This is a genomic window from Agrococcus sp. ProA11 (assembly GCF_039880525.1).
Lineage (GTDB): Bacteria > Actinomycetota > Actinomycetes > Actinomycetales > Microbacteriaceae > Agrococcus > Agrococcus chionoecetis.
This window is the reverse complement of the sequence record NZ_CP156989.1, coordinates 14120-27679: the sequence shown is the minus strand read 5'-3', so window position 1 is coordinate 27679 and position 13560 is coordinate 14120. Positions and strand designations below refer to the sequence as shown.

Annotated in this window: 14 protein-coding genes and 1 tRNA gene; 9 read left to right on the top strand and 6 right to left on the bottom strand. The window is 69.7% G+C overall.

From position 1 onward, the window contains the following. Positions 1–179 precede the first annotated feature (179 nt). Positions 180–263: transfer RNA gene (locus ABG090_RS00145), tRNA-Leu, on the bottom strand. 95 nt (positions 264–358) lie between these two features. Here ABG090_RS00145 and ABG090_RS00140 point away from each other — a divergent pair. The 7 genes from ABG090_RS00140 (at position 359) to pknB (ending at position 9339) form a co-directional block, all read left to right on the top strand. Next, complete coding sequence (locus tag ABG090_RS00140) at positions 359–1036, top strand: DUF3662 and FHA domain-containing protein (RefSeq protein WP_347755215.1); 678 nt, start codon at positions 359–361, stop codon at positions 1034–1036. Next, complete coding sequence (locus ABG090_RS00135) at positions 1033–1569, top strand: FHA domain-containing protein (RefSeq protein WP_347755212.1); 537 nt, start codon at positions 1033–1035, stop codon at positions 1567–1569. Before ABG090_RS00140 ends, ABG090_RS00135 begins: the two co-directional genes overlap by 4 nt. A gap of 2 nt (positions 1570–1571) precedes the next feature. Next, positions 1572–2813, top strand: coding sequence for a protein phosphatase 2C domain-containing protein (locus ABG090_RS00130; protein WP_347755209.1), 1242 nt, complete (start codon positions 1572–1574; stop codon positions 2811–2813). Continuing rightward, positions 2810–4216, top strand: a complete 1407-nt coding sequence (locus ABG090_RS00125) for an FtsW/RodA/SpoVE family cell cycle protein (protein ID WP_347755206.1) — start codon at positions 2810–2812, stop codon at positions 4214–4216. The genes ABG090_RS00130 and ABG090_RS00125 overlap by 4 nt, the downstream gene beginning before the upstream one ends. Then, positions 4213–5694: a penicillin-binding transpeptidase domain-containing protein gene (locus ABG090_RS00120; RefSeq protein ID WP_347755203.1), complete on the top strand. Its 1482-nt coding sequence runs from the start codon at positions 4213–4215 to the stop codon at positions 5692–5694. The genes ABG090_RS00125 and ABG090_RS00120 overlap by 4 nt, the downstream gene beginning before the upstream one ends. Next, positions 5691–7442: a protein kinase gene (locus ABG090_RS00115; protein ID WP_347755201.1), complete on the top strand. Its 1752-nt coding sequence runs from the start codon at positions 5691–5693 to the stop codon at positions 7440–7442. Before ABG090_RS00120 ends, ABG090_RS00115 begins: the two co-directional genes overlap by 4 nt. Before the next feature lie 79 nt (positions 7443–7521). Further along, positions 7522–9339 carry a Stk1 family PASTA domain-containing Ser/Thr kinase gene (gene pknB / locus ABG090_RS00110; RefSeq protein ID WP_347755199.1) on the top strand — a complete coding sequence of 606 codons (1818 nt, stop codon included), beginning with the start codon at positions 7522–7524 and terminating at the stop codon, positions 9337–9339. 41 nt (positions 9340–9380) lie between these two features. Here pknB and ABG090_RS00105 read toward each other — a convergent pair whose 3' ends face one another. Genes ABG090_RS00105 through ABG090_RS00095 form a run of 3 tightly spaced genes read right to left on the bottom strand, consistent with a single transcriptional unit; the run spans position 9381 to position 11040 of the window. Then, positions 9381–10061 (bottom strand): gamma-glutamyl-gamma-aminobutyrate hydrolase family protein, encoded by a 681-nt coding sequence (locus tag ABG090_RS00105; RefSeq protein ID WP_347755196.1) that lies wholly within the window; start codon positions 10059–10061, stop codon positions 9381–9383. After that, positions 10058–10294, bottom strand: coding sequence for a hypothetical protein (locus ABG090_RS00100; RefSeq protein WP_347755193.1), 237 nt, complete (start codon positions 10292–10294; stop codon positions 10058–10060). Before ABG090_RS00100 ends, ABG090_RS00105 begins: the two co-directional genes overlap by 4 nt. Beyond that, entirely contained in the window at positions 10294–11040 is a 747-nt protein-coding gene (locus ABG090_RS00095; protein ID WP_347755191.1) for a class E sortase, read from the bottom strand. The genes ABG090_RS00100 and ABG090_RS00095 overlap by 1 nt, the downstream gene beginning before the upstream one ends. Positions 11041–11079: 39 nt before the next feature. Between ABG090_RS00095 and ABG090_RS00090 the strand changes: the two genes are divergently transcribed. Then, complete coding sequence (locus ABG090_RS00090; RefSeq protein ID WP_347755189.1) at positions 11080–11343, top strand: cell division protein CrgA; 264 nt, start codon at positions 11080–11082, stop codon at positions 11341–11343. Positions 11344–11397: 54 nt separating this feature from the next. On the opposite strand, the gene ABG090_RS00085 is transcribed toward ABG090_RS00090, so the two are convergent. Both ABG090_RS00085 and ABG090_RS00080 read right to left on the bottom strand, forming a co-directional pair. After that, positions 11398–12207 (bottom strand): rhomboid family intramembrane serine protease, encoded by an 810-nt coding sequence (locus ABG090_RS00085; protein ID WP_347755186.1) that lies wholly within the window; start codon positions 12205–12207, stop codon positions 11398–11400. A 64-nt stretch (positions 12208–12271) separates the two neighbouring features. Then, positions 12272–12811 carry a peptidylprolyl isomerase gene (locus ABG090_RS00080; RefSeq protein ID WP_347755184.1) on the bottom strand — a complete coding sequence of 180 codons (540 nt, stop codon included), beginning with the start codon at positions 12809–12811 and terminating at the stop codon, positions 12272–12274. A gap of 142 nt (positions 12812–12953) precedes the next feature. Between ABG090_RS00080 and ABG090_RS00075 the strand changes: the two genes are divergently transcribed. Next, entirely contained in the window at positions 12954–13547 is a 594-nt protein-coding gene (locus ABG090_RS00075; protein ID WP_347755182.1) for a hypothetical protein, read from the top strand. The last annotated feature ends 13 nt before the right edge of the window (positions 13548–13560 follow it).

Here is a 13560-nt window from a genome sequence, read left to right as displayed (position 1 = left end):
AGAGGAGATGTCGCGGGCGGAGGACGATCGATCCTCCGCCCGCGGCGTTCGCCGAATCCGCCCTCTGCTGGGGACGCGTCGGGACCGCGCGGCCCGATAGGCGCGGCCCGGTCGGCACTGCCCGGTCGGCACCGCCCGGGCAAACCGAACGGCCCCGGGGTGGAGCCCGGGGCCGATCGTGCGCGAGGGGGGACTTGAACCCCCACGTCCTTGCGGACACTGGCACCTGAAGCCAGCGCGTCTGCCAATTCCGCCACTCGCGCGAAGCCCCGTCGGAACCGGGCAACTTGACGAGAATATCAGGTTCTTAGGCTCGGCAGGTACGCTAACGGCGGCTGAAGGGAGGTGAGGACACACGATGGGATTCCTCGATTCGATCGAACGCGGTCTGGAGAAGGCCGTCAATGGCGCCTTCGCGAAGACGTTCCGCTCCGGCGTCGAGCCGGTGGAGATCGCCAGCGCGCTCAAGCGCGAGCTGGACACGCAGGCGAGCGTGGTCTCCCGCGACCGCATCCTGGTGCCCAATCGGCTCACCGTGCGCCTCTCGCCCACCGACTTCCAGAAGCTGCGGCGGCTCGGCGACTCGCTGCTGGACGAGCTCTCCGACACCGTGCAGGCGCACGCGCGCCAGTCGGGCTACTCCTTCCCCGGCGCCGTCGATCTGGGCCTGGAGCCCGACGAGGCGCTGACGACCGGCATGCTCGAGATCCGATCCGACGCCGAAGCCGGCGAGGTCGTCTGGACGGCGGTCGTCGACATCAAGGGCAAGCGCCACATGCTGCGCACGGGCCGCACGATCATCGGCCGAGGCTCCGACGCCGACATCACGGTCGACGACGCCGGCGCCTCGCGCAAGCACGCCGAGATCATCTGGGACGGCACGCGCGCCCAGGTGAGCGACCTCGGCTCCACGAACGGCACGACACTCAACGGCAGGGCGCTGAAGCACGCGCTGCTCGAACCCGACTCGATCATCGACATCGGAGCAACGCGGATCGTCTACCGCCTGCTGGCGCAGTCGAAGGAGCGCCCGTGAGCGAACTGACTCTCATCATCATCAGGATCGGCTTCCTCGCCCTCCTGTGGCTGTTCATCTTCATCGTCCTGTACTCGCTGCGCAGCGACCTCTTCGGGCCGCGCCTCACGCAGCTCCAGCAGGTGGCGGTCCGCAGCGCGCGCTCTCGCGAGAGCGGCTCGGCCCCGGCGGGAGCCGATGCACCGACGACCGCGACCGCGCGCGCTCCTGCCCCGGCGTCAACGGGCAAGCCGGCATCCGGGCAGGCGACCCGCATCGTGATCACCTCCGGCCCGAAGGCCGGGCTCGAGTTGGAGCTGCCGGAAACGGGCATGACCATCGGTCGCTCCTCAGGCAGCGGGCTGCAGATCAAGGACGACTACACCTCGAACGCCCACGCGAAGATCGCGCGCTGGCGCGACCAGTGGGTGGTGCAGGATCTCGGCTCGACCAACGGCACCTTCGTCGAGGGCAAGCGCATCAGCGAATCGACGCCTGTGCAGGTGGGCAGCTCCGTGCGCATCGGCACGACGACCTTCGAGCTGAGGCGCTGAGCTTGAGCACACCGCTGTCCGCAGCGATCAGCCACGTCGGCCGGATCCGCACCGAGAACCAGGACTCCGGCTATGCCGGCGCCCGGCTGTTCTTCGTCGCCGACGGCATGGGCGGCCACGCCGGCGGCGACGTGGCGAGCGCCATCGTCACGCGCAGGGCGCGGGAAGCGGACCGCGAGTACGAGACCGCGGAGGAGGCGGCGCAGGCGCTCGCGCAGGCGCTCCGCGAGGGCAACGATGCCCTGCAGCAGGCGATGCTCGAGCACCCCGAGCTCTCCGGCATGGGCACGACCGGCTCGGGCATCATCAGGGTCGGCGACCGGGTGGGCATCGCCCACATCGGCGACAGCCGCATCTACCGCTACCGCGTCGGCGCGCTCGAGCAGATCTCCACCGACCACACCTTCGTGCAGAAGCTCGTGGATGCCGGGCGCATCACGCGCGAGGAGGCGGAGCACCACCCGCGTCGCAACGTCGTCATGCGCATCCTCGGCAACGTCGAGCACGACCCGGAGATCGACGTCGCGGTCGAGGACGCACTGCCGGGCGATCGCTGGCTGGTGTGCTCCGACGGCCTGTCGAGCTACGTCGACGAGGATCGCATCCGCACCATCCTCGCGCAGGGCCTCGACACCCCCTCCACCGTGCAGCGGCTCGTCAACGAGTCGCTCTCGCGCGGTGCCCCCGACAACGTGACCGTCGTGCTGTGCGACATCGACGAGCGCCGCTCCTCGTCGATCGAGCCCACCACGGTCGGCTCGGCCGCCGCGCCCATCAGCTACGAGGCGGTGGAGCCCGAGCGCACCTTCGTGAGCCTCGGCCAGCTCATCATGCACCCGCGTCAGTCGCGCATGCAGCCGGCCTTCGAGCACTTCGAGCCCGAGAGCGAGGAGTTCCTGCAGGAGCTGCTCGCCGAGCAGCGTCAGATGCGCCGCACGCGCCGCATCATCTGGAGCATCGGCACGATGGTCGTCGTCGTGGGCGTCCTCGTCGTCTCCACGCTCTTCTACAGCTGGACGCAGGATCGCTACTTCGTCGGCGTCAACGACGCCGGCAACGTCGCGATCTACCAGGGCATCCAGCAGCAGATCGGCCCCTTCGTGCTGGCCACGCAGGTGCAGGAGACGGATATCGCCATCGATGACCTGACGCCCTTCAACCAGCGCAACGTCGAGCAGACGATCTCGGCCGGATCGCTCGAGGCCGCTCGCGCGATCGTCGAACGATTGGAGCCGTCGCCATGACCGACCAGACCGCTCCCAATGCGCTGCAGACCGGGATCGTGCAGCTGCGCGACGTGACCGAGGCCATCAAGGTCCGCATCCGCAACCCCGCCAAGCTCCGCAACCTCGAGCTCTTCCTGCTCGTCATCGCCTGGGTGCTCGCCGGCGGCGCCATGGTGCTCGTGCAGCTGGGCGCGCTGCAGCGGGTCGACCTGCTGCCGCTGCAGCTGGCTGCGGGGCTGGGCGTGCTGACGCTCGCCATGCACATCGCCCTGCGGATCGTCGCACGCGAGGCGGACGCCATCATCCTGCCCGTGGCCACCGTGCTCAACGGTCTCGGGATCGCGATGATCTATCGCATCGACATCGCCGACGGCGTCACCGGCTGGGATGCCGCGTCGATCCGGCAGATCCTGTGGACCGGCATGGCGCTCGTGATCGCGATCGCGGCGATCGTGATCGTGCGCAACCACCGCGTGCTGGCGCGCTACCGCTACCTCGCGATGGCGATCGCGCTGATCTTGCTGATCCTGCCGCTCATCCCAGGCCTCGGGCGCACGATCAACGGCGCCACCGTCTGGATCAACATCGGCAGCATCGCCTCGTTCCAACCTGGCGAGCTCGCCAAGATCGCCCTGGCGATCTTCTTCGCCGGCTACCTCATGACCGCCCGCGATTCGCTGTCCGTGGTCGGCAAGCGATTCCTCGGCATCCGGTTCCCGCGACTGCGGGATCTGGGTCCGATCCTGCTGGTGTGGGGCATGTGCATGCTCGTGCTGGTCTTCCAGCGCGACCTGGGCACGGCGATGCTCTACTTCGGCCTGTTCCTGGTGATGATCTACGTCGCCACCGGGCGGCGCTCCTGGATGTTCATCGGCGTCGGGCTCGTCGCGGTGGGCGGCGTCGCCGCCTACTTCTCGCTCGGCTACGTGCAGCGTCGCATCCACGCCTGGACGCACGCGTTCGACCAGGACGTCTACAGCGCGCAGGGCGGCTCGTTCCAGATCGTGCAGGGCGTGTTCGGGATGGGGCACGGCGGTGTGCTCGGCACCGGCCTCGGCCTCGGACGGCCGGAGCTCACCCCCTACGCGAACAGCGACTACATCGTGCCCTCGCTGGGTGAGGAGCTCGGCCTCACCGGCCTCTTCGCCATCCTGGCCCTGTACGTGATCCTGGTCTCGCGCGGGATGCGCATCGGCTTCCAGGGCCCCGACGACTTCACGAAGCTGCTCGGCGTCGGCCTCGCCTTCGTCATCGGGCTGCAGGTGTTCATCGTCGTCGGCGGCGTCACCCGGCTCATCCCGTTGACCGGTCTGACGACGCCGTTCCTGGCCGCCGGTGGCTCCTCGCTGCTGGCGAACTGGCTCATCGTCGCGCTGCTGCTGCGATTGAGCGACTCGGTGCGCGGAAGGGGGATCGCATGAGCGACGTCTCGAGTGAGCAGAGCATGCGCCGGCCGATCCGGCGCGTGAGCACCCTGCTGCTGATCATGTTCGTCGGCCTCTTCGGCTCGTCGACGATGATCCAGGCGGTGCAGGCGGATGCGCTGCACGCCGATCCGCGCAACACGCGGACGCTCTACGACTCGTTCGCGGTCGAGCGCGGATCGATCGTGGTCGACGGGGTCCAGGTGGCCCTGTCGGAGCCGTCCAACGATCAGTTCGAGTGGCAGCGCCAGTACCCGCAGGGGGAGCTCTACTCGCACATCACCGGCTACAACACCCTCGGCCAGGGCAATACCGGCATCGAGGGCGCCATGAACTCGGAGCTCACGGGCACGGCCAACAGCCAGTTCCTCGATCAGATCCTCGCCACGCTCACCGGGCAGGACGCGAGAGGCTCGTCGGTGGAGCTGACGATCGACTCGGCGGCGCAGCGCGCTGCGGCGGAAGCGCTCGGCGACCGCGAGGGCGCCGTCGTCGCGCTCGACCCCGAGACCGGTGATGTGCTGGCGCTGCACTCCAGCCCCACGTTCGACCCGAACGCGTTCGCGAGCCACGACACCGCGGCGGTGACCGAGGTCTACAACGAGCTGCTGGGCGATCCCAGCGGGCCGCTCCTCAACCGCGCGATCGCGGGCGACCTGTACTTCCCGGGCTCGGTGTTCAAGGTGCTCGTGCTCTCGGCAGCGCTCGAGTCCGGCCGCTTCACGCTCGAGTCGGAGTTCGACAACCCCGCAGAGCTGCAGCTGCCGCAGTCGTCGAGCGTGATCCGCAACGCCTCGCGCGACACCTGCGGCCCCGGGGAGACGGTGACGCTCGAGACGGCCTTCATCCTCTCGTGCAACATCCCGTTCGCCGAGCTCGGCTTGGAGCTCGGCCAGGATGCGATCGCGGCGCAGGCGGAGGCCTTCGGCTACGGCGACGCGCTCACCGTGCCGCTCGCCGTCACGCCCAGCACCTACCCGAGCGATCTCGACGATGCGCAGACCATGCTCACCTCCTTCGGCCAGTACGACGTACGGGTCACCCCGATGCAGATCGCGATGACCACTGCGGCGATCGCGAACGACGGCACGATGATGCAGCCGAACATGATCGATCGGGTGCTGGCACCCAATCTGGATGTCGTCGCTGCGCCCGAGCCGAGCATCCTGGGCAATCCGATCTCGGCGGATGTCGCGGCGCAGATGCGCGCGACGATGGAGCTGGGCGTGCGCGAGGGGCTCGCGACCAACGCGCAGATCGCGGGCGTCGAGGTGGGCGGCAAGACGGGTACCGCGGAGACGGGCGAGAACGACGAGCCCTTCAACCTGTGGTTCACGGGGTACGGAGAATTGGACGGCCGGAGCGTGGCAGTTGCTGTTGTGGTCGTGCCAGGTGAGAACATCGTCGGTGACACTTCAAACGTGATCGCCGCGCCAATCGGGAGAGCAGTGATCGAGGCGGTGCTGAACTCATGAGACCATCCAGCGGACTCACCTTCGGTGGGCGATACCAGCTGACCAGCCGGATCGCCATCGGCGGTATGGGCGAGGTGTGGCAGGCGACCGATCAGGTGATCGGGCGCACCGTGGCGCTGAAGATCCTCAAAGACGAGTACATGGGCGATCCGGGCTTCCTGGAGCGCTTCCGCGCCGAGGCGCGCCACGCCGCGCTCGTGAACCACGAGGGCATCGCCAACGTCTTCGACTACGGCGAGGAGGAGGGCAGCGCCTTCCTGGTGATGGAGCTGGTGCCGGGCGAGCCGCTCAGCGCCATCCTCGATCGCGACCGCACGCTCTCGGCCGACAAGGTGCTCGACATCGTCGCGCAGACCTCCGCTGCGCTGCATGCCGCCCACCAGGCCGGCCTCGTGCACCGAGACATCAAGCCCGGCAACCTGCTCATCACGCCCGAGGGCCGGGTCAAGATCACCGACTTCGGCATCGCCCGGATCGCCGACCAGGTGCCGCTGACGGCCACCGGTCAGGTGATGGGCACGGTGCAGTACCTCTCGCCCGAGCAGGCATCGGGCCAGCAGGCGGCGCCGTCGACCGACATCTACTCGCTCGGCATCGTCGCCTATGAGGCCCTCGCGGGTCGGCGCCCCTTCACGGGCGAGTCGCAGGTGGCCATCGCGATGGCGCACATCAACGACGCGCCGCCGGATCTGCCGGGCACCGTGCCGGAGCCGGTGCGCAACCTCGTGCTGTCCTGCATCGCGAAGACACCGGCCGACCGCCCGACCTCTGCCGCGCACCTGTCGCGCGCGGCCACGATGCTGCGCCGCGGCGACATCGCCGGTGCTGCGGCGATCGTGCCCGGAATCGCCTCGACCGACTCGTTCGCGACCATCGACTCCCCGACGCAGTCGGCGACGCGCGTCATCACGACGCAGTCGACGCCCGTCACCGCAGCCCTGCCGCTCGCCGCCTCGGCCACGTCGCGGACCGCGACCGAGCGTCGTCGCACCAACCCGTGGATCTGGCCGGTCGTGATCCTCGCGCTGCTGCTCGTCGCAGCCGGGGCCGCCATCGTGTGGATGATGCTGAACAACAACCAGGACGAGCCGCAGCCCACCGACACCTCGCAGGTGCCGACCGAGCCGGGCTCCGTGACGATCGACCTGACGGACTTCGAGGGCATGACCGAGACCGAGTTCCGCAACGCGATCGAGGCCCTCGACCTGGTGGCGAGCGTCACCACGGGTGACCCGGCGCCGTCCGCCGAGGACGTCGCGCGCATTTACGCGGTCGACCCGACCGGCCCCGTGCCCGAGGGATCCACGGTGACCGGCACCATCCACGCCCCGGTCGCGGCCATCGAGGATCCCAGTGCGGCACCGCGCATGCAGGGCGATGAGGATCCTGCCGACCTCACCGCCGGCGAGGCGTACACGGTCGTCTGGGATGCGGCCTCCTGTCCTGCCGGCTACACGCTGGCCGGCTACGACGTGCTGATCGAGTGGGCCGTCGGCGAGCCGCAGACCCTGCAGATCAACGGGTCGCAGCTGAACATCACGGAGATGCCGGCCGGCGACAACGACGTGTCGTACACCTACAGCTGCGACATCGCGGGCGGCGAGACACTCACGAGCGGATCTTCCCCTGTGCTCACCATGACCGCGTCGGAGCCCGAGCCCGAGCCGGAACCGGAGCCGACACCGGAGCCGACGCCGGAGCCCACGCCGGAGCCGACCCTGCCCGTCGAGCCGCCCGAGGGACCCTGAGTCCACGCCTGACGTAGAATCGACCGATCCCTGCACGAGCCGGGGCGATCCCGACCCACGCACGAGGAGAGGAGCGGCGATGACCGACAGCATCATCGCGTCGTTGTCCACACTCGGCGACCGCTATGAGATCGGTGATCTCATCGGGCAGGGCGGCATGGCCGAGGTGCATCTGGCGCGCGACACCCGGCTCGATCGCCAGGTGGCCGTCAAGCTGCTGAAGCCCGACCTCTCGAAGGATCCGGAGTTCCGCACCCGCTTCCGCCAGGAGGCGCAGTCGGCGGCTCGCATGTCGCACCCGACCGTGGTGCGGGTGTTCGACGCCGGCGAGGAGCCCACGGTCGACGCCGAGGGCGAACCCGCCGCCGTGCCGTACATCGTGATGGAGTACGTCGACGGGCGCATGGTGCAGGACATCATCGCCGAGGGTGCCCTGCCGGAGGCGGAGGCGGTGCGCATCACCAAGGGCATCCTGACGGCGCTCGAGTACTCGCACCGCGCCGGCATCGTGCACCGCGACATCAAGCCCGGCAATGTGATGGTGACGCCCGGCGGGCAGATCAAGGTGATGGACTTCGGCATCGCCCGTGCCGTGAGCGAGACGAGCGTGAACGTCGCGCAGACGGGCACCATCCTCGGGACCGCTGGCTACTTCTCTCCCGAGCAGGCGCGCGGCGAGTCGGTCGACGCGCGCACCGATCTCTACTCCACCGGCGTCATCCTCTTCGAGCTGCTCACCGGCAAGCCGCCATTCCAGGCCGACACCGCGGTGGGCATCGCGTACCAGCACGTCGCCGAGGAGCCGCCCACCACGTCCTCCATCACGCCCGGCATCACGCCCGAGATGGACTCGGTCGTGGCGAAGGCGCTGCGGAAGCCCCGGGACGACCGCTTCCAGTCGGCCGGCGAGTTCAAGCAGGCGCTCGACGATGCCCTCAACGGGGTGCTCGTGCCGTTCGAGAAGCCCGTGACCGCGCCGACCGAGATCGGCGCTGCGACGACGATGTTCGCCGCGCTCGCCGCGGAGGAGCCGGAGCCCGAGACGACGGCGATCGCCACCCGCGAGCGGGCTCCGCATCTCGCGTGGCTCATCGGCGCGGTCGCCCTCATCGCCGTGCTCGTCGTCGGCGCGGGCGTCTGGGCGTTCAGCCTCGGCAATCTGCCGATCGCCGGGCTCTCGACGCCCGTTCCGGAGGTGGTCGGCCTCCAGGAGGAAGCCGCGATCACCGCCGTCGAGCAGGCCAGCCTCACCGCCGAGGTGCGTCGCACGATCGACGCCGCGCCTTCTGGCACGGTGCTGCGCTCCGAGCCGGAGGCGGGCATCAACATCGCGCCCGGGTCGGCCGTCATGCTCGTGGTCTCCAACGGGCCACCACCGGCGCCGCTCATGAGCGTCGCGAACCTCACGGAGGCGCAGGCGCGGCAAGCGCTCGAGGCCGCCGGCTACACGGTGGGCGAGGTCAGGCGATCCACCTCGCAGTCCGTCGCCGCAGACCTCGTCATCAGCACCGATCCGAGCGCCGGCACCGACGTCTCGCAGGGCGCCACGATCGATCTGGTGCTCTCCAACGGGCTGGTCACCGTCGGTGACGTGATCGGGCGCCCGGTCGGCGCGGCCGCCACGGAGATGCAGGAGCTGGGCCTCACCGTGGAGCGCCGCTTCACCCTCCGGTGCATCGGCGGCGAGGTCGTCGAGCAGTCGCTCCCGCCCGGCGATCACCCGCAGGGCAGCACCATCACCCTGCTGTACTGCAACGGGCAGCCCGCTCCTGCACCGCAGCCCGCACCGCCGGCGAACCCGGCGCCGCAGCCCCAGCCAGAGCCAGAGCCAGAGCCGGAACCCGAGCCAGAGCCGGAACCGGAGCCCGACCCGGGCAACGGCGACGACGACGGCTGAGCCGACGCCCACCGCTTCGGCGCGCCTGCGCCGCGTGCGCGTCAGGCCACGTGATCGGGCGGCGGCGCCAGCGTGACCAGTGGCGCGCGACCGGCGGCCCGTGCCGCGGCACCGGCCAGGCCCGCAGCCTCGAGCCAGTTGCCGAGCATCCGATAGCCGCCCTCGGTCAGCACCGATTCGGGGTGGAACTGCACGCCCCAGACAGGCGCATCGCGGTGCTCGACGGCCATGATGACGCCCTCAGCGGCCGGCCCCGCAAGGCCGGACGGCGTGCCCATCGTGCGTGCCGTCACCCGCAGCGCCGCGGGCACGGTGCCGTCCATGACCGCCAGTGAGTGGTAGCGGGTCGCGGTCAGGGGGCTCGGCAGTCCGGCGAACACCGTCGTGCCGTCGTGGTCGACCTGGCTGGTCTTGCCGTGCATCAGCTCGGGAGCATGCGTGACGACGCCCCCGAGTGCCTCGGCGATCGCCTGGTGACCGAGGCACACGCCCAGCAGCGGCGTGCCGGTCGCGATCGCCGCGTGCACCATCGGGATCGACACCCCGGCGTCGACCGGTGCGCCGGGGCCGGGCGAGAGGAGCACGGCATCCCACTCCCCGATCGTCGCCGCGTCGACGCGATCGTTGCGCACCACCTCGACCTCTGCGCCGAGCTCCTGCAGGTAGCCGGCGAGCGTGTAGACGAACGAGTCGAAGTTGTCGACGACGAGGATGCGGGTCATGGGAGCTCCTCTGCGGATGCGGGCCAGGTGGACGAGAGCGGAGACGGTGTTGTCGGAGGGGGCACGAGCGCGCCAGCGCCGAGCGCCGGATCGGGCGTCGGGAACCACTCCTGCATGATCCACGGATAGACGTGGAAGACCAGCAGGAGCACGACGGCGGCGGCGAGCGCCAGCACGACCACGAGCCGCACGGGCCATGGTCCGGGCAGCGCGTGCCAGATCGCCGCGTACATCACGCCCTCCCCAGCGCTTCGGCGAGCTCGGCCGGCATGCCGTCCTCGAGGCTCTGCCAGCCGACCAGCGTGGCATACGCGATCAGGCGTCCCTCGGCTGACCACTCCGGGTTGCAGGTCGTCAGCGTCAGGTAGGCCCCGTCGGCGGGAGTCTGCCTCTGCTGCGGCACCGGCGCCACGACCCCGACGCCCGTCGGCGGCACGTACTCGTGATTGCGGAACTCGTAGACGAACCACCCGGTCGATGTCTGCACGGTGATGCGATCGCCGATGCGCATTTCGTCGAGGTGCGTGAACGGGCCGCCCTGCCCATTGCGATGCCCCGCGACGGCGAAGTTGCCGCGCTCACCCGGCATCGCCGAGTCCGCGTAGTGCGCGAGACCCTGCTCCAGCGAGTCGAGCACGAGACGGCTCGTGCCCTGCCCGACGGTGCGCTCGAACGCGCCCAGTCGAGGGATGTACATGACCGCGAACGATTCGGTGTCGTCGGGCACGGCGGCGACCGGGGGCTCGTCCGTCCGCAGCTGCGCGTCGGGCGGCGCGACGCGCGTCGGCCCGAGCTCGGAGGCGAAAACCCTCGCGGCGTCCTGCTGCTGACCTCCCAGCACCGCGTCGGCGAGCCAGAGGTGCCAGCCGGCGTAGCCGAGCGCGAGCACGCCGAGCGTCAGCAGCAGCTCGCCGAGCACGCTCGCGAACGTGGCACGACGCCGCGGTCGGCGCCGGCGATCCCTCTGCTGCCTGGCCACAGCACAATCCTACGGCGCGCCTGCATTACCATGGGCTGCATGAGCTCCAGCGAGAAGTCGGTCGAGAAGGCATCGGCTGCGAAGTCCAAGCAGAGCCGCGAGCGCAGCCCGCACGACGAGCAGCAGAACCCGGCATGGTTCAAGCCGGTGATGTTCGGCTTCATGATCGTGGGATTCCTGTGGGTCATCGTCTACTACATCTCGGGCACCACGCTGCCGGTGCCCGCCCTCGGCGCGTGGAACATCGTCATCGGCTTCGCCGTCATGTTCGTGGGCTTCATCATGACGACCAAGTGGAAGTAATCGAATGACAGCGGTGTAGTTCTCCCCAGCTGTGGAGAGAACTGTGGATAACGCTCAGAGGATGAGCGCGATCCGCAACCAGAACAGCAGGGCGAGCACGATCGCGACGCCGCCGATGACGAGCCAGGCCGCCTTGGTGGCCTGGTCGCCGCGCAGGCGCTTGTGCACCAGGCCGATGCCGAAGCCGAGCGCGAGCCCGATCACCAGCCCGCCCACGTGCGCGGGCCACGAGATGCCGCCGAACATGAACGTGATGACCAGGTTGACGCCGACGATCAGGAGCAGCGCGGGCTGCACTCGCCCGATCATGCGCTGCATGCCGATCATCATGCCGAACAGCGCGTAGATGGCGCCGGAGGCGCCGACGACCGCGGCCGTCGGCGTGAACCACGCCACCGCCACCGCAGCCCCCGCCGCGCTCACGATGTAGGCGACGAGGAACGGCAGCTTGCCGATGCGCTGCTCGATCGACGGCCCCACCATCCAGAGCACGATCATGTTGAAGGCGAAGTGGAGCACGCCCGCGTGCACGAGGGCGTAGGTGACGAACCGCCACGGCTCGATCAGGGAGAAGCCCAGGTAGTACATCAGCGCCCCGGCCACGTCGCCCGGCAGGATCTGCAGCACGCCGACCAGCGCCGTGACAGCCGTGATGGCGATGGTCACGGGCGCCGGCTGCGCGAGCCACTGCCGCGTGCGCCGGCCGACCGCGGTGCGGGGCGCGCCATGCGCCACCCGGGTCTCGCGCTGCAGCGAGCGCTGCTCCTGGGCGAGCTCGCGCACGCAGTCGGGGCAGCGCACGCCGACGGGCGCCTGCTGCTGGCAGTCGCCGCAGATCGTGCGCCCGCAGCGGGAGCACAGCACCCAACTGACCCGATCAGGGTGGCGATAGCACCGATCGGAGGATGCGGATGCTGTCACGGAAGGCTCAGGCCTGCGAGATCTCGACGGTCTCGATGACGACGTCCTCGAGCGGCTTGTCGCGGCCATCGGTCGCGACGGCCTGGATCGCGTCGACGACGCGCTGCGAGGACTCGTCCTCGACGAGGCCGAAGATCGTGTGCTTGCCCTGCAGCCACGGCGTGGGGATCGTGGTGATGAAGAACTGCGATCCGTTGGTGCCACGGCCCCCGCGCGTGCCGGCGTTCGCCATGGCGAGCACGTACGGCGCGTTGAACGTGAGGTCCGGGTGGATCTCGTCGTCGAAGTTGTAGCCGGGGCCGCCGACGCCCTGACCGAGCGGGTCGCCGCCCTGAATCATGAAGTCGGGGATGATGCGGTGGAAGATGACGCCGTCGTAGAGCGGCGCGGTCGACGTCTCGCCCGTTGCCGGATGCGTCCACTCACGGGCGCCCGTGGCGAGGTCGGTGAAGTTCTTGACGGTCGTGGGGGCGTGGTCGCCGAGGAGGTTGACCTTGATCTCGCCGAGATTCGTGCGGATCGTTGCGACAGCGGTGTGGTGAGCCATGACCCGATCATCCCACAGGCGACCGGGCCGAGCTCTGCGACGACGGCCGGGTTCGTGCACAGCGAAACCCGTTCCGACTGGGTGACGGTCACAGGAAAACCTGCAAAGATGGCGCGCAGGCTTCGACCACGGAAGGACAGATATGTCACTCGAACTCTCGCGCAAGCGCGCAAAGGAGATCAAGAAGCTCCGCAAGAAGGCCGACAAGCTCTGGGCCGAGCAGCGCGTGGTGAGCCAGCACGCCGCTGAGATCGCCCGTCAGGCCAAGGATCAGGCTCGTGCCTATGGCAGCGAGTCGCTCATCCCCGGCGCAGAGCGCGCCGTGCACCGCACCGTCGATGCCGGCCGCGACACCCTGTCGAAGGCGACCAAGGGCTGGAACCGCAGGGTCGTGCCCGCCATCGCCAGCGGCCTGGGCTCGTTCGCCGCGATGGCGCAGGTCGCCAAGGACGACCGCGTCAAGGATGCGATCAAGAGCGTCCGCGAGTACGCGACCGTTCCCGAGGTCGCTCCGTCGCGTTCCGCGCGCTCCGGTCCGAACGCCGTGCAGTGGATCCTGATCGGCGTCGGCGCAGTCGCGGTCGCCGGTGCCGCCTACGCCGCCTGGCAGACGCTGCGCGCGGACGACGACCTCTGGATCCCGGACGCCGACGATTCGGCGATCGACGAGCCGCGCTCGTCCGACCAGTCCGGCGGGCTCGCTGACGGGCCGGAGGCCGGCGCACCGCAGGCCTGACCGAGCAGGATCG